At 57.7% G+C, this 16,675-nt stretch carries 14 protein-coding genes; 11 read left to right on the top strand and 3 right to left on the bottom strand.

Features of this window, described 5'->3' with window-relative positions:
* Positions 1 to 91: 91 nt before the first annotated feature.
* The 3 genes from RV1423_RS23340 (at position 92) to RV1423_RS23330 (ending at position 2,873) form a co-directional block, all read left to right on the top strand.
* Positions 92 to 592 carry a DNA-deoxyinosine glycosylase gene (locus RV1423_RS23340; protein WP_034302093.1) on the top strand — a complete coding sequence of 167 codons (501 nt, stop codon included), beginning with the start codon at positions 92 to 94 and terminating at the stop codon, positions 590 to 592.
* 139 nt (positions 593 to 731) lie between these two features.
* On the top strand, positions 732 to 1,529 hold the full coding sequence (locus RV1423_RS23335; protein ID WP_034302091.1) for a transporter substrate-binding domain-containing protein: 798 nt from the start codon (positions 732 to 734) through the stop codon (positions 1,527 to 1,529).
* Positions 1,530 to 1,679: 150 nt separating this feature from the next.
* The gene (locus RV1423_RS23330) at positions 1,680 to 2,873 is read left to right on the top strand and encodes a M20 aminoacylase family protein (RefSeq protein WP_034302088.1); all 1,194 of its coding nucleotides are present in this window, start codon (positions 1,680 to 1,682) and stop codon (positions 2,871 to 2,873) included.
* A gap of 12 nt (positions 2,874 to 2,885) precedes the next feature.
* Here the strand turns inward: RV1423_RS23330 and RV1423_RS30425 are convergent, their stop codons facing one another.
* Positions 2,886 to 3,026: a hypothetical protein gene (locus RV1423_RS30425; RefSeq protein WP_197034991.1), complete on the bottom strand. Its 141-nt coding sequence runs from the start codon at positions 3,024 to 3,026 to the stop codon at positions 2,886 to 2,888.
* A 131-nt stretch (positions 3,027 to 3,157) separates the two neighbouring features.
* On the opposite strand from RV1423_RS30425, the gene RV1423_RS23325 reads away from it, so the two are divergent.
* The 8 genes from RV1423_RS23325 (at position 3,158) to RV1423_RS23290 (ending at position 14,121) form a co-directional block, all read left to right on the top strand.
* The gene (locus tag RV1423_RS23325) at positions 3,158 to 3,970 is read left to right on the top strand and encodes a spermidine synthase (protein ID WP_034302138.1); all 813 of its coding nucleotides are present in this window, start codon (positions 3,158 to 3,160) and stop codon (positions 3,968 to 3,970) included.
* A gap of 266 nt (positions 3,971 to 4,236) precedes the next feature.
* The gene (locus RV1423_RS30065) at positions 4,237 to 4,545 is read left to right on the top strand and encodes a hypothetical protein (RefSeq protein ID WP_155835232.1); all 309 of its coding nucleotides are present in this window, start codon (positions 4,237 to 4,239) and stop codon (positions 4,543 to 4,545) included.
* A 384-nt stretch (positions 4,546 to 4,929) separates the two neighbouring features.
* Positions 4,930 to 6,522: an FAD/NAD(P)-binding protein gene (locus RV1423_RS23315; protein ID WP_034302082.1), complete on the top strand. Its 1,593-nt coding sequence runs from the start codon at positions 4,930 to 4,932 to the stop codon at positions 6,520 to 6,522.
* 326 nt (positions 6,523 to 6,848) lie between these two features.
* Entirely contained in the window at positions 6,849 to 9,368 is a 2,520-nt protein-coding gene (locus RV1423_RS23310; protein ID WP_155835231.1) for a hypothetical protein, read from the top strand.
* A gap of 47 nt (positions 9,369 to 9,415) precedes the next feature.
* Positions 9,416 to 9,967: a CesT family type III secretion system chaperone gene (locus RV1423_RS28700; protein WP_051516886.1), complete on the top strand. Its 552-nt coding sequence runs from the start codon at positions 9,416 to 9,418 to the stop codon at positions 9,965 to 9,967.
* A gap of 478 nt (positions 9,968 to 10,445) precedes the next feature.
* Positions 10,446 to 11,633, top strand: coding sequence for an aspartate/glutamate racemase family protein (locus RV1423_RS23300; RefSeq protein WP_081768970.1), 1,188 nt, complete (start codon positions 10,446 to 10,448; stop codon positions 11,631 to 11,633).
* Positions 11,634 to 11,758: 125 nt separating this feature from the next.
* The gene (locus RV1423_RS23295; protein WP_034302077.1) at positions 11,759 to 12,241 is read left to right on the top strand and encodes a CesT family type III secretion system chaperone; all 483 of its coding nucleotides are present in this window, start codon (positions 11,759 to 11,761) and stop codon (positions 12,239 to 12,241) included.
* Between the two features lie 698 nt (positions 12,242 to 12,939).
* Entirely contained in the window at positions 12,940 to 14,121 is a 1,182-nt protein-coding gene (locus RV1423_RS23290; protein WP_034302074.1) for a hypothetical protein, read from the top strand.
* 101 nt (positions 14,122 to 14,222) lie between these two features.
* Here the strand turns inward: RV1423_RS23290 and RV1423_RS23285 are convergent, their stop codons facing one another.
* On the bottom strand, positions 14,223 to 14,837 hold the full coding sequence (locus tag RV1423_RS23285) for a response regulator transcription factor (RefSeq protein ID WP_051516884.1): 615 nt from the start codon (positions 14,835 to 14,837) through the stop codon (positions 14,223 to 14,225).
* A gap of 387 nt (positions 14,838 to 15,224) precedes the next feature.
* Entirely contained in the window at positions 15,225 to 16,490 is a 1,266-nt protein-coding gene (locus RV1423_RS23280; protein ID WP_051516883.1) for an MFS transporter, read from the bottom strand.
* Positions 16,491 to 16,675 lie beyond the last annotated feature (185 nt).

Here is a 16,675-nt window from a genome sequence, read left to right as displayed (position 1 = left end):
AAGAATACGTCCGCCAAATAGTGTAGCCTTATTCCCTCGGCCGCGTCGCGACCAGCAAAATCCTGAATCCATCGCCTATTTCCTGAACCGCATGTCGCGCAAACGCAGCTTCGCCCACGTCACCGACGCCAACACCGCCATCCTGATCCTCGGCAGCCTGCCCGGCGAAGCATCGCTGGCGCACAGCCAGTACTACGCCCATCCGCAAAACAAATTTTGGGCGCTGATGTCCGACGTTATCGATACCGATCTGGTATCCCTGCCTTATCCGCAACGCCTGGAAACGCTATTGAAGAACTGCATCGGTTTGTGGGATGTGGTAGCCGAAGCACGTCGGGAAGGAAGCCTCGATAGCAATATTCGCGATCATGTTCACAACGACCTGATCCAACTGTTAAACACATTGCCGCAGTTGCACACCATTGCATTCAATGGCGGAACAGCCGAGAAGCTTGGCGTGAAGGCATTGGGAGAAATCGCTTGTCGCTATCGGTTAATCAGATTGCCGTCAAGCAGCCCGGCGTACACACGCCCCTATGCGGAGAAAAAAAGGGAATGGGAAAAACTGAAAATACGCGACGCCCGCCCCTGAAGTCTTCCACACAGGATTTTTGCGCTTCCTTTAAGCCGTGGCATATATATTGCTTGATTGAAATCTCATTTTTTGCACATCCGCTCCGGCGTCTTTCATGCCGGAACGGCCTTGATCAATATGTCCCCAGGTGAGACCGATGAAATTCGCAAAACTGCTGTTCCTGTTGTCCATCAATCTGTTTTCCATAGCCGCAACCAACGCCCATGCCGATGCGCTGGCCGAAATCCAGAAGCGCGGCGTTTTGCGCATTGCGGTGCCGCAGGACTTCGCCCCGTTCGGCTCGGTCACGTCCGACCTGAAACTGCAAGGCCTGGACATCGACGTGGCGACATTGATCGCCAAGAGTATGGGACTGAAACTGGAACTGGTGCCGGTCAGCAGCGCGAACCGTATCGCTTACCTGCAAACGCATAAGGCAGACCTCGCCATTTCGACGCTGGGCAAGAATGCCGAGCGCGAAAAAGTCATCGCCTTTTCTCAGCCTTACTCGCCGTATAACAACAGTGTTTTCGGCCCGGCCAACATCAAGGTCGCAGGCCCGGCTGACCTGGCCGGAAAAATCGTAGGCGTTGCGCGCGGCACCTTCCAGGATATCCAGCTCACCGAAAGCGCCCCCTCCAGCGCAACCATCAAGCGTTACGAAGACAACAACGGCATGATCTCCGCCTATCTGTCGGGCCAGGTGCAACTGGTCGGCACCGGCGACTTCGTCGCGGTTGCCCTGGCAGAGAAAATGCCCGCCAACAAACCGCAAATGAAATACGTGATTCAGGAGTCCGGCTGCTACGTCGGCCTGCTCAAGGAAGAACCGGCACTGATGGCCAAGGTCAATGCCGCTCTGACGCAAGCGAAAAAGAACAATGAACTGAACGCGATCGTGCAGAAATGGCTCAACGTCCCCCTGCCGGAAAAAATGGCAAAACAGTTTGAGTGACAAGACCTGAAGCTGCCGTGCGGCAGGGAGCCGAAAAAAACCGTCACGAGCAGCCCAGCCGTATTGGAATACGGCGAGTATCATAACGGCGAGATTGCGTCGTGCAGCAGATTCACAAACAAGTAAGAAGCGCTTACAAAGGCAGGCCTCATGAAGTTGATCGATCCCATCATCGGATTTCATTCGGAAATCCAGCAGATCCGCCGCGATCTGCACGCGCATCCCGAACTGCGTTACGAAGAACATCGCACTGCGGATACGATCGCCGCCAAATTGACTGAATGGAACATCCCGGTCCTGCGCGGCCTGGGCGGCACCGGCGTGGTCGGCATTCTCAAAAACGGCGACGGCAAGCGCGCCGTCGGCCTGCGCGCCGACATGGATGCGCTGCCAATGCAGGAACTCAACACCTTCCCGCACGCCTCCCGCCACGCCGGAAAAATGCACGCCTGCGGCCACGACGGCCACACAGCCATGCTGCTCGGCGCGGCCCGTTACCTCTCGCAACAGCGCGATTTTAACGGCACGATCTACCTGATCTTTCAGCCCGCCGAAGAAGGCGGCCTCGGCGCCGACAAGATGATCAAGGATGGTTTGTTCGAAAAATGCCCGATGGATGCCGTGTTCGGCATGCACAACTGGCCGGGCATGCCGGTCGGAAGTTTCGGCGTACGTCCGGGACCGATCATGGCATCGAGCAATGCGTTTGAAGTCACGGTCAAGGGCAAGGGTTCGCACGCGGCGCAACCGCACAAAAGCATCGACCCGGTGATGGTGGCGGTGCAGATCGCCCAAAGCTGGCAGACCATCGTCGCGCGCAATATCAATCCCAACGATTGCGCGGTGCTGTCGGTGACGCAAATCCATGCAGGCAGCGCCATCAATGTGATCCCGGACGATGCCACGCTGAGCGGTACGGTGCGCACCTTCAGCATGGAAGTACTGGATCTGCTGGAGCGCCGCATGCACGACATCGCCGCCCATACCGCCGCCGCTTTCGGCGCGGAAATCGAATTCAAATTTTTGCGCAGCTATCCGCCGCTGCTCAATCACGCCGAAGAAACCGCCTTCGCCGTCGGCGTGATGCAAAACATCGTCGGCGCGGAGCAGGTCAACGCCAATGTCGAGCCGTCGATGGCCGGCGAGGACTTCTCGTACATGATGCAGCACAAGCCGGGCTGCTACGTGTTCATCGGCAACGGCGAAGGCAGCCACCGCGACAGCGGCCACGCCGTCGGACCTTGCAACCTGCACAATCCGAGCTACGACTTCAACGACGACCTGCTGCCGATCGGGGCGACTTATTGGGTCAGGCTGGCAGAGGCGTTTCTGGCCGCAGGCTGACATCCGCGGGATCTACGACCTGAAAAAAATCATGTCATAGAACGAGCCGGAAAATCCGCCATTGAGAATCAGGTACTGCACCGCACGCCCGAACAGGACGATGCCGGCAAAGACGATGGCCAGCCTGACGATGAAAAGTATGGTTTTGAGCATGGATGCAAGTGTATCCGATGATCGCATGCCGATCATGCCCCCTGGATCGTAAAAACGCCTCCGCAATATCCTTGCCGCAACGCCAGGTCCGCGACAAGGTATCATTCTGCAATTCGAATCTAGGCAACATCATGCTCATCAGAAGAAAATCCATCGAGGCGCAAGCCAACACCAAGGCCGGCCCCGGCACCGACAAAGCCAAGGCGGGCGTGACCCGCAAACCCAGATTCGCCCCGGTCACGCTCTCGGAGCAGGACGGCATCCGCTATCTGCACTTCGGCACCGAATGGGTGCAAGGCGCCATGCGCATCCGCAAACCCGACTGGATCGAGCTTGAGTATGCCCAGCAAATGATGAGCTGGATGCTCTTCAACAAGGCGCCGGAAAACATCGTCCAGCTCGGCCTCGGCACAGGGGCGCTGACCAAATTCGGCTACCGCCAGTTTCCCAAGGCGCGCGTGACCGCAGTCGAACTCAATCCATCTGTCATCGCCATCTGCCACAGCATGTTCAAGCTGCCGCCGGAAGACGACCGCCTGTCCATCCTGGAGATGGACGCCAACGACTTCATCCACGACGACCGCCGCGCAGGCGCCATCGACGTCCTGCAAGTCGACCTCTACGACGCCACCGCGCGCGGCCCGGTGCTGGACACGCCCGAGTTCTACGTCGCCTGCCGCGACAGCCTCAGTGAACACGGCATCATGACGGTCAACCTCTTCGGCGACCATCCGAGCTACGCCAAGAACCTCAAGGCCATGCGCTACGCCTTCGACCAGGTCATTTCGCTGCCGGAAGTACACGATGGCAACATCGTCGCCCTCGCCTTCAAGCACAAGATCCAACCGGATTTCCCTGCCCTGTACGAACGCGCCGCGGAAATCACCGCAGCGACCAAGCTGCCGGCAAAATCATGGGTGAATGGCATCAAGAGCAATTTCTGATTCGGTCAGGTAGCGATCAGGTAGCGAGCAAGACGCTCTCAGGAGCGCCGAAGAAATTCTCTGCTTCCCAAAGCAGGGGAACGTATTGCTTGAACTTGACTGCTTTCCTGCGGCTCCCCGCCCCCTTTGGCAGTGCGGCCACGCAACCGGGCTTTCGCGTATCGGCGGCGGCCCTCGCTGCGTTCACCGCACGCTCTCCCGCGATCTATTCGATGGCGCAGCCGGCCGTTTTTGGCCGTTTATAGCGGCAAGCATCAAAGTCTTTTTTGGATCAATTTGACCGCGAGAAACACTCATTGCGGACGACAGCAGCAACTGCTGTATTTCCCCAACCAAAAAAGAAGCTGCTTCGCAAGACGAACAGCGTAGAAGGAAAAATAATGGATGTAATTGCTTTTCTCGGGACCTCCGAAGTGATCGGAGCATTTGCCGTGCTGCTGGGACTTATGAGCGCCTGCGTATTTGGAGTATGGCTTGGAATATCTTTCAATTCATATGCAAACGATGCCGACGTGGAGAACCGCAGCTCATACGAATTGAATAGGAAGGAGCCATCGCAACCTCACGCAAAATAGGACGCCTTGCAGAAGCGACGGTCCAATCGGATTCACTCCTCTCGCCTCGAAAAGAGCCTGCGCTATTCCGACACCGTTACGGCAATCCATCGAATCAGGCATGACGTCCCAGGCTAGTCCGCCGGCACGCATGGAACAAAATCGCGTGCGGCCAACACTCATTGCACATGGGTGTACGATGCCACGCGACATGCCGTCCCGTCGGCACGCCGACGTAAAACCTTGGATCGCCATGCTATCGGCTTGACTGCAGGAAAGCCAGGTCGCCCCCTTCCATGAAAGCTTGAGGACAAAACGGTCTGCTCAGTTTGGTTCGTACGGCGCATGCCGCATGCGTCGTGCGCACACAATCTGCCGCCGTGCAAACGACCGTCATTCGCACCTATGTTTCCTGTATCGCTTCCCGCTCAACCTGTCCTGGCACATGAATCGCAGACGCCCGCCCCTAACCTGGCCAAAGCCCCTGCGCCAGCCCCTGACCGCAACAACGACAAGAAGGATAGTGGCTCACCATCGTCGATCGGGCGCTCCGGCTTCGAGCGACTGATCGAACAGGAGCGCTACCGCATTCCCTTCGACATCAAGACGTCGCAAGCGCTCAAGGCACTGCTGACGCACTTCGCTGAAGAATTCGCCGACCCGCACCTGAACACGCCCTTCGTGGTTATCTCGGGAGGCGGCATCGTGGGCTATCTGGCGGCCATCCACCTGCGCCAGCGCCTTGGCTATAACGTCCTGGTCGTGGAAAAACGCTCCCATGCAGAACGCAGGACGGTGCTGGACCTCAAGCGCTTTACGCTCAAAGAATGGCCGCCGGACCTGATCGAACTACTGATAAAGGAAAAACTGATCACCCGCAGCCTTGGACGCGCCGAAAGTTTCGGTCTCCGGAAGATCATTCGCCGTGCTCGCAAGCGCAGCATCATCTCCGACCTGGCCACGCCGGCCACGCCAGCCCAGCAGCAGCCGATCCCCCTCGCCCCGGTCGGCCCGACTACAGGGCCATGGGCGTATCCCGATCCCGCGCGTGAGAGCGAGACCGACTTTTATGAGACCTACGCGCTCACCCAAATCCGTGACGCCCAGGCTGGCTTGAGCCGGTATTGCCGTGAAATCGGCGTACATTTGCTCAACGGCGAAATCGCGGAACTGAGCGAAGTCGACGGCGAGTCCGTTCCCGGTATCCGCATGGGAGAAGATAGCAGCGAGACGGGTGAGATAATTCAGCCGCCGACAGCCCTGCCTGCACTAGTTCTTATTGTCGAAGGTAATACGCCCAGGCTCGACGACGGTTTTGGCGGCACCGAATCAATCGCGGTGGATGAAATCTGGCACCAGCGCAATTACCTGGCCCGCCATGCCGGCGGCTCCCCGCCTGGTGGCGGCAGCAGCATCGAGATCGACCGCGATCGCAAGGCGGCCGTCCTTACCCAGGTATGGAATGGGCCCGACGGCCTGCAAGCCAATGTGTCGGTGCTGCCAACCCCGGAAGAGGCAGCACGTATACGGGCGATGCCTGCCGCAGAGGGTGAACGTGAACTCGATGCGCTGTTCGAACGCGCTCCGCGCCTGCTCGCAAACCTGCCCTCGCCAATCATCGTTGACCAATCGCACGAGACCTGGCGCTCGCCGCCGATTGCGAGCAAGATCACGCGGGCGCGCAACCCGGTCCATGGCAACGTGGTATTCCTCGGCGACTCCAGCGGACTGGGCTCGCCCTTCAACAGCCGCGGCGCCAACGACGGCGCTACTGGTCAATTGCGCATCCTGATGGAATACATCCGCGATCCCCGTTACCTATCGGCCGACGCGCAATTGCGGCGCGAAGCGGAAAATCTGGCACGCGCACGCTTCAACGATGTCTACCGTGCACGGCATGGCACGGCACTCGACCTGATGCTGCAATTCGGTTTTTACACCCCGCAGCAAGTCGCCGAGATCCAGGCGTCGTTCCGCAAAGAGCGGCGCATGCCGTAGGCGCAAGGCGACCCAAAGCTTGCCTCGCGGCAGCCCCCGGGGACCGGCAGTATATCCATTACCGAAAAATAGGATGGAACCACCGTTCCTGCACTACTCACTTACAGGCAGTGCGATAGGTGATTCCGACAGACCATGGCGTATCCATACCGGGCGCCGGAACCCTACGCCCTGCACCGAATGATGGCAGCCTCGAACGCGGCAAGCGCGTCGGCCGTTTTTTTACCACTGCAATGGGTGCATGTCGCCCTTGCACGCACAGGAATACATACACCATGGCAAGCACCGGGAACAAAAACACCATAGACCCAACCCATAATATGGAAATGATCACCTACCCCGAGACCGAGCAGGCAGGCAGCAGCAGCGCACAAGGCGTGCGCGCATCGCGCACGCCCGTCTTACCCTTTACCACACAGGACACCGAAAATTCGCCCTTGAGCCGCACGCACGATAAAACCAGCAAGGCCAGCGTCTTTTCCAGCGTAAGACTCCATGCGGGCGATGCGACCGAACGCCTGCCCGACTTCGAAATCACGAAGGTCGACGCCGACGCCCTTCTGGAAAAATCCCAGAAGACGCTGCAAACTCACGTCCGGCGCCACTTCGATCTACAACTGCTGCGACAATTCTACACAGCACGCGATGTGGCGATGCGAACAATGAAAAATGAGGACTTCGACAAAGCCATCGACGCCATGTTGAGACTATATGCCGGTCCCGATGCGGACATCCCCGCACTGAGGAAAAAGCTGGAAGAATCCTGGGAAAATGGCGGCGTCCTCTCTGGGCTGCGCTCGGTCAAAGGACGCGCGATCAACCAGATATTCCCGGTAATGATGCCTTACCTGATCAACTACTGGAGTGGCAAGGCAGGCGGACTGGCTGCGTCGTCAGTCAACTTCGCGGGTACGCTCGCCGCCGGCATCGTGGCCATGGAACGAGATGCCGACTTCCTGCTTCACATCACTCCCGCCAAAGATCTCCAGTTCACGCACGGCGCACCGAATATTGCCGAAGCGATGAAGGATATGACGCTATCCGGCGTCGGCACTACGCAGGACGCCGCGAAAAAACTCGATGAACTGATGGAAGTCCCTGCTTACAAGCCGGAATATCTGCAAGGCTTGTATAAGGCCGCCGCCGAGAATCCCGACAATCCGGCACTGCGAGAAGAGGCCGAAACTGCTTATCGCACCGCCGAGACCGCGCTGCGCAATGGCATGCTCGACTATCAATGCGCCAGTCTGTTCGGCAAGGTATGGGACAGCGGCGGCCTGAGGAACCAATGCTGGCTGCAAGCAGTTCGCATGTACGGCAACATGGCGGCCACCTGGTCGGCATACACTTCACACCAACCCATCAGCGGATGGTTCGTGACGGGCACCACCGCAGTTCAAACTGCGGCGCAACCTTTCCTCGCGCGCGGCGACCAGGTGCGGGAACAGTATGGCCAGATGCGCCTCAATATCGCCAAAGCGACGCCTGAGAAGGGAGAAGAATTTCTCCAGACCGCCTGGCGCACCTATGAACAAATCGGCCAGCAACAATTCCTGGGCATCCTCAAGGAGCAGTCGGCAGAACATTTACCCAAGGCAGCCGCCAAGCTGCTTGATGTGACGAAACGAACATGGCGCGAGTATCGCGCGCTGGACTTGCGTCACGAGATGGCTACGCGCTGGAATACGCTTGATGCCAAGTACCAGATAGCCGTAGAAGCCAAAGGAAGAAACCCGGTCATTTTGGAACTGGGCCAGCAAATCTTCGAGGCGCGCGACGATCTGGATGCCGCGACCGAACGTCAGTTGTGCGATCAGTTGGCCGACGAGATCGGCATGAACCGTGACGAATGTTGGGAACACAACAAACTCTCAGCGTGGGATGCATTGCGCGAACCGGTGATTGGCACCGACGACGAAACCCGCTATCTCGAGCTCGATCGAGTCATTCGTCCCAAGGTCAACGCACTCAGCGACGGAAAGAGGCAGAAATACGATACGGTTTTCCATCAGTATAGGGACACCGTCCTGGATCAGCTCCATATCCAGGAATTGAAGTTCACTGACATTTCCAGCAATTCAGGTCATCGCCAGGCGGCTGCGGCACTGATGGATCCCGAGCGCCAAGATAGTTTCCGCAATTCTCCAGCATTCCTCATGGGATTCTTGCTTGACGGCGACCGCCGTTCGCACGATTTCGCCGAATATGGCGCAGCGGTGATTGCCGGCGTCGTACGCACCTACCAGGCGATCATCGCCAACCCTGGCGGAGCTGTGCTGGTGGGTTCACTGCTCAGCTTGATCACGGAAGCCATCAAAAACAAGAATCCGCACTATCACGAGACAGCCGCCGCACGTTCGATCGGCACCGATATCATGGCCGCGCTGCATCTGCTCAATATCGCGGCGGTGTCCATGATTGCCGTGGCCAGCGGCGTACGGCTTGGCGTGCACCTGATGCAATCGTCCGCGGGTGAAGTGGCGGAAAGAGTCACGCAGAATTTCAAGCTGATGACGCGCGACATTTTGCGCGCGCGCGGCTCCAACGACTTCATGTATATGGCCACACGCTCACTGCGCAACCTCGCCTTGCTGATCGAAACCGGAATCATCAGTGTCAAGACGCCTGACACGCTGTCCAAGCTCAATAGAGTTTTGAAAAAATTGGATGCGCTGGTCGAGCAAGAACGTCTGGTAAGTCCGGAGCAATCCCTCGAAGCTTTCGAGGAAGCACTGCCTGTGCTGCAGCAGGTCAACGAAGAAATGGAGCCGGGCGAAGGCGACAACTTCGATGAGCAAACCCAGGCAGGCACAACCTCGGCCCCCAAAGACAAGCATCCCGCTTAAGGTCGGCGCGGCGACTGTGCTCAACCGCATCCTGAAAAAGGTCAGCAATGGCGACAGAGCAATACGAAAAATTAATTGACGAGCTGTGCAAATTGGTGGAAATGCCGGTGCAGCCTTCTTTCTATGACCGTGTGGATCTGGAAATCGACCGGGTATTCTTTTCATTGATAGAAGGCAAACCAGCCAAGGTCGGCGATGCCGCCCCTGGCGCCGGCAAAAATTCACCTCGTCCCGCCCCCCTCAAAACCGAGCACAGCAAGGGTCAGGCTGTCATCGTGATCTTCTGCGATTTCGGGCCGCTGCCTCGTCATCAGCAAGAAGCCGTCATGCAACGCCTGCTGGAACTCAATCTGTCATTGCAGGGCGAGGAACAACCGGTCATGTCGATGAACCATGAGAACGGCCATGTATTGCTGTCTCGCCGGCTATCGCTGGCCGGACTGGACGCACTGGATTTGATCAACAAGATGAAGGACCACGCCGGACAAGCCAAGCAATGGCGTAACGGCGGGTGCTTCCTCGACGGACCTGGCAAGGCGTCGCCGCGCAAATCCGACGGCGCCCGTCGGCAATTGCTGCGCTTCTCAAGCGCGGCCTGAACAACGCACAAGGCGCCGCCCGCGCGGCGCCGCAGCCAGCAGTCTTCTTCTCTTCCCTCAACAAGATGGCCGCATCGCCTCATGCATGGTCGCGCATTGCGCCTGCCGCGAGCGCTGCGCTCATGCCGACGCGACAATCTCCCCGCAAGGCAGCAACACAAAACGCACTGCCGCCTTGATGGCGATGTGGTACGGCGATTGCCAAGACGGCCGCATGTGCCGCTTTCCGGCTATCCGTGGCGGCTTGTCCGTCTCGCTTTTCTCGCAACGAGGAGAAGGTATGCCATGCATGGATGGAACCATCTTTCCTTTTTCCTCCACCGAAGAAGGCGAGGCGTAAAAGCCCGCCCGCAAACAACAATACTCCCGGACGCCGGTCGGCGCCCCGCGCACAGACGCTGTCCTACCGCGACGCGCAGGAGGTTCCCGCCCGCCGGAATCCGGATCTCGATCATCGACAGAATTTAGAGGTAATCAAATGCCGTTTCTTTCCACCGTTCTACATCATCAATACCCTTTACCTACCGACACAGCGCCTCAAGGTCCACGCACCATCGAGGCTGCAAGTCTCACCGCGTCCACCGGTCCCAAATACCGTTTTACCAACGAAGATGTCTACACCATGCTTTTCCACGGCGTCGAAAGCTGGGCCAAGGATGTCAAGCTTGGCGAGTCGGCGCTCAAGGCGCATGCCCGCGAGGTCAAACTGAATACGGAAGGCATCAACGCCGACGTCATTCCCTATCCTGCCAATCAGCGGTACGTCGAAGCGGCGCTGGTCGCCGGCATGGGCCCGCTGGCCGGCGTCGACATGATAACCAAGACCTTTCATAGCGCGAACAAAGACGGCAGTCCCGCAGCCGATCAAGAGCACATGCCCGTCGCTCTGTACAATCAGGCGACTCTGATCCAGGATCGCACAGCCTATCTGAACTCATTCACGGGCGATCGCAGCGACGAGGCGGCATGGTATCAACACCTCACCGCCAAGGTTCCGGAGAACCCACTGTGGGGAATGCTGGATCTGAGCGAACGCGCCACAGCCGGCGGCGCGCACGTCAAAGGAATGCCTTGCAACACGGCCCACTTGTACCACAAGATTTTGGCCCAGGAAAGCACGGTTCCGTTCCTTCACATTGCCGATTCCGTAATGTATCACCTGGCAAAAAAATACGGAGATCGCACCGAGGAGATCAACATCGTGATCATCGCTACCGAAGGTACCGTCAATGGCGGCCTGTATCCGCAACAGGAACAGGAAATGCGCGAAAAGTATTCCCTGCCGCCAATCAACTGGTCCATTCCCGGCCCGAAGGCGCAGGAACTGATTACCAACGGCATCTATCGCGGCGTAAAGGCCGGAGATCTCAAACTCGCCGCCCAACAGATCCACGACGGTGAAGTGCTGGCCATCATGCAAGCTGAAGCGCAAGGAATCAAGATCGACATGCGCGGGCAGTTCTGCACGGAAATCGAACCGGGTGAACAAGCCATGACTCCAGGCCAGAAACAGGATCTCCAGGGCAGCATCCCCGTCGATGCGGCCCAGACGCTGGTCGATATGCTCATCGATTCCTCCAAGGTATTGAAACAGGCCAACGATCTCCTGGACGCGCGCGCCCAAGAGGAACTAGACGCACGCGCCCAACTGCACGCGGCCGCGTGAGTATTGACGCCCGATTCGGCGTTGAATCGGCGGCGCACCATCGTGTTGAACGACGACGCTCCGCCGCGATACCTTCGACGCCGACGACCGCATCCATTGCATCTATTGCACCCTGAAAGGAAACCATGTCCAAGCAGCTTTACGAAAAACTGATTCACGATCTTTGCGAAATCAGCCAGAACAAGAACCCCAAAAGCATCATCGATGGCGGCCCGGTTTCGGTCAATGATGTCGTCTTCTCCATCCACCCAGGCACTGAAATGAACGAGGGAACGCTGCTGGTGTATTGCGATTTTGGAGAAATCTTCAAGGGCCGCGAAGCGGAGGTATCCAGGATGCTGCTGGAAGCCAATCTGCTCATGTACGCTGCCAACGGTCCCATGTATGCGATTTCACCGCTCTCCGGGCGGGTCATCTACCAACATCGTTATGCGATCGACGCGCTCACCGGCAAATCGTTGAGGGACGCGCTGGTGTTCGTGGCGGCCAAAGCCAAGGAATGGCGCAAAACCCAGCTACTGGACAATCCGCCGGTCAAGGCGAATGCCGCCGCAGCCAACCTCATCCTGCGCAATTGGACCAATACTGCCGCCGATGGCAAGAACTGATACTCCCCTTCCGTCAACGTCCGGGGACCTTCCAGGCCCCGCCAACCCGCAAGGCCGCACGATACGTCGTGCGGCCTTGCCGTTTGCCGCGCCTGCGCTTTTCGTCCATTCCCTTTTGGCTGTTCCATGACGCCTCGGTATGCCTGATCAGGCGCTTCCAGATACATGTGCAACATAAATGGAACCGGCACTTTTCTGCGGTCACCTAATCATGACAGCTTCGTGACTTCGCAATGAATAAAAAGAAGCCCACATTGCCTGTCCATCATGCAAACACCGGTCTGAAGACGGCCTGACATGATGCACGGACGGTGCGATAAGACGTCAGAAAATTCAATGTCTGCAATCAGCTTGAATTTCCGTTCAGCACCAAGGACACAGGCTTGGCAGGTGTCGGTCGTCAGATCGCCCTCCACGCCCCATATCGAAAAACATGACCAGCGCCGGTAAACGGCACAACGAGAGTATGCAGCCAATTTGGCGCGGTCCGCAAAGGAATAGAAATGCCCATCCAGTCACTAACCCCCACTTATATTCAATTTACCCCGCCGCCAACATCAGGATCCGCTTCCAAAACGGAAACCGACAAGCCGGCTCCCGGGTCCACCACGTCTCCGGAAACAGCCAGCGGCGCCAGCGCCAGCAAGGGTACGCAACTACGGCGAGAATTCGCAGTCCAGGAATTTTGCGAAACGTACATGAAGCAATTCTCCGACTCGGGGCTGAAGGAAGAATGCTACAACTTTTATAAAGAGAAGTTTCCCAGCCTGGCTCCGATGAACGGACGCCCGATTGCCGATTTGCTGGCCGAATTGGATATGGACAAGGAAGCAAACAATCCGAATATCGAAGTCCGCCACAAAGACGATGCCAATCCAGGCTATATGTACGCGGTATATGAACCGCAAGATCGCGAACTGCGCGCCAACCGGATCATCACCGTGGAAAAGCAGGCCGGCGACCACAACGGCATTCCCGCCTCGCAAAATCAGGGGGGGCAGCGAACCGTACATATGGGTGTCTGGGTCCACGACAGAAACAATCCGTTGCGATCCACCCAATATGGCACAGATGGCGAACCTGAAGCCATGGAAGCGCGCGCAGGGGCCGACAAGGAAGTACCGTACATGACGTTGCAGCCGGCCTTCCTGAACCAGGAAGAGTCTGCACTGACCAAGTGGTATAAACCCGTCGACGAGACTTTCGGTTCTTTCCTGGCGCAAAGCCTCATGATGCACGCAGGACAAATCGACTATTCCATGGCCGATTTAAGCCGTTCTTTCGCACCGCATACGATTGAAGGCCGGGCCAATCCAAAAGCCGGCACGCTCGGACTTGACGATGAAGCCCGCAAGAAAGCGGTCGACTATGGCAAGAGCGCTTTCGGTGCCGCTGAATGGGCGCGCAATCCCGCCAATCTGCATCGCAGTCTGAGGGAGGGCGGCAGTTGCTCCACGATCCTGGCCAAACACATGCAGGGCCTGCAATTGCATATGTTGAAGACCGAGGCGGAACGCCAATGGGAAGAGAAGGGCCTGAAGCCGGAAGACGCGCCGACCTTTGCCGAACTGGTGAACACGCTCGAAGGCCTGCCAGCCCTGAATCCGATGAATCAGTCGCCTCGTACCTTGGAAAACAACTTGTTGCTGTCCAAGCGCAACGGTGAATTCCAATGGGTATTCGTTGGAAAGAGTTCCCAGGAACACATCGTCAACGACAAGGAAGGTCCTCCGCCTAGCCGCCAGCCTGACCTGCCCGATCTGCCAGTGGACGATCCACGTACGCAGGAAAACATGGATGCAGCGAAGAAAAATAAGCAACTTCCTCGCACCGAAATCACCGCGCAAACCGAAGCGGATACGGCTGCCAAAGGCAAATAACCTTAACCCCAGATTGTTACAAGGCGGTGCCATTATCTCAATGCGCCGCTTACCTGCCAGGGCTTATCTCGAATTCCCGCCAGAAGCCCTGGCGGGATTTTTCATTTCAGGTACTGCTCGTCCAGGGGCGCTTCCTTGCCCTTGATCTCCAGGCGATACCCATACCCACAGGCCGTCATGGCCGCCTCAACCTGGCCCGGCAACTCCCGCAGTTTCCCTCGCAGTTTAGAGATATGCAAATCGATGGTGCGTGCGGCCATTGCACCGTCCGGTCCCGTTACCAATGTGCATAATGTCTTGCGGGAAATATAGACGCCCGGGGAAGAGAAAAGCTGCCAGGCGATGCTGAATTCGCGCCTAGTCAACTTGATTTCCCGGCCCTCAAAACTGAAACCTGATGTGTCACGGTCCAGCGCAAAGCCCCGCAATTCGATGACACGGCGCGGCGCACCTTGTCTGCGACGGCGCGATATCGCATTGACCCTGGCGGCCAGTTCCCGCGGATCGAACGCCTGGCTCATCCAATCATCGGCGCCGCTGTCCAGCGCGAGCGCGCCAAGACCTGGACTCCCGCTCGGTAGCAGCACGAGCACAGGGGGTCGGTCGCTGCGCGATCGCAACCAGGGGAAGATGTTGCCATCCGATCCGCCAGCCCCGTGTTGATCGACAATGACGACGTCGAAATGGTTGAGCCAGAACGAGCGCAGCAAGGTCATTTCAGACTCCAATGGCAACACGTCGCAACCGCAACGGCCCAAAGCGCCTCTTATTCGGTCAAATAACGCCGCGCTGCGGACATGGCACGCTGCTTTCATTGTCACGCCCCCTCTTTGCATGCAGGGAAGATCTGTCGCACAAACTGCTTGCTCCAGTGACGAGACCACAATAAGGCGTCTTGCCATCCGCAGTCTTGGCGAACCCGACGTCCCGGAATCTCGACGCGCTTGGGGTCGGGCCCACACTGCAAGCAATCGCGTGAATTGATATGGTTCATTCTCAAGACTCCTTTTGCGTCAGGTCGCCTTGCGGGCATCCTGGCTATGCCACCTCAGAAATAGACGGATTTACAAGGCTACGATGAGAATATGTCTGGCATAAGACCATCAGGCGCCTTCTTCTCCGGCTCGAACGGCCTTCGATTTCCAGGTCAGCGAAATCAACAGCGCACAGACGCCGGAGCCGATGAGGAATACGAAAGCAGGAGCGAACGAACCCTTGCTCGCGTTGATCAAGAAACCGATGACCACAGGACCGATGCCGGCGGCGATCTGTCCTCCGAAGTTGATGATGCCGGAGGCGGTGCCGACGGCTTCGTCCGGAAGGTGCTTTAGCGGAATGACAAACACGGTGCCATAGATGGCGGTATAACCGACCAGGCTGAGGGTCCAGAAAGTCATCAGCAACGGCAGCGATGTCGCGACCGCCATGAGGCTCAGGAAAATGATGACCATCGCCGCCCCCACCGCCATGAAGAGGCGATCATGGCCTTCGCCAACCTTGTCGAGCAACCAGCCCACGCCGTTGAGCGCAGCAAATGCCACCAGATAAGGAATCGATGAAGCGATGCCGACGTGCAGGATATCGATATCGCGCGTCTTGACCAGGAAAGTGGGCATCCAGGAAATCAGGCCGACATAAACGATATTGCTGAAGAAGAAAATGAACATGGTTTTTCTCATCAGCGAATTGCGCAGCAGTTGGCCGAACAGCCCTTTGGGGCGTGCGCCGCGGGTGCGCGCCGACGAATCTTTCACGGCGAACCACAGTACGATGGCGACCACAACGCCGACCAGACCAAACACGTGATAGGCAAACCGCCACCCATGCACCTGCATCAGCGCGGCGATCGCGCCCGTGCCGATGGCGCTGCCGATGAAAGTCGCCCCAATGATCAGAGATTTGGCGCGCGCACGTTCCTGCTTCGGAAATGCTTCGGCGATGGTGACCGTGCTGGCCGGCGCAAAGCCCCCCTCGCCCAGGCCGAACAGCAGACGAATTGCCACCAATATGGCGAATGAACCTGCCATTCCGGTCAGGCTGGTAAAAACGGACCAGCAGGCAACGCAAAACACCAACACTTTGCGCGAACCGAAACGGTCCGCCATCCAACCGGCCATCAGTTGCATCAACGCATAACTGATGTAGAACGAACCCAGCACCATGCCGGCAGCGCGAGCATCGAGTTCAAACTCTTTGCTGATAGGAATGATGGAAACGCTCATGGCCATGCGGTCCGCATTGGCCAGGATCCAGGAAAACAGCAGGGTTATCAGAACGAAGATTTTTTGTCCGCGGCCATAACGTGTCGAATTCGACTGCGGCAGGGCAACAGAGCGGTTCGGGATATTGCGATCGGTCAGGAGTGTCATGTCAATTTCTACAGAATTGGAGAATGGAAAAAACCATTTAGAACGCATCTCACGCCTATTGATGAAATGAGTTCTAGCCTGGACACTCAACGGCAGCGTCTTGGGACAGCGTGGAAAATCGCGTCTCGTTCAAGGCAAAAAATGCGCCATCCCAACGATACCGGCCCACAAGGCTCCCCATAGTT

This window comes from Herbaspirillum sp. RV1423 (genome assembly GCF_000577615.1).
Taxonomy (GTDB): Bacteria; Pseudomonadota; Gammaproteobacteria; order Burkholderiales; family Burkholderiaceae_D; genus Herbaspirillum.
Note: the sequence above shows the minus strand (reverse complement) of the source record. Positions and strands in the feature narration are given on the sequence as shown.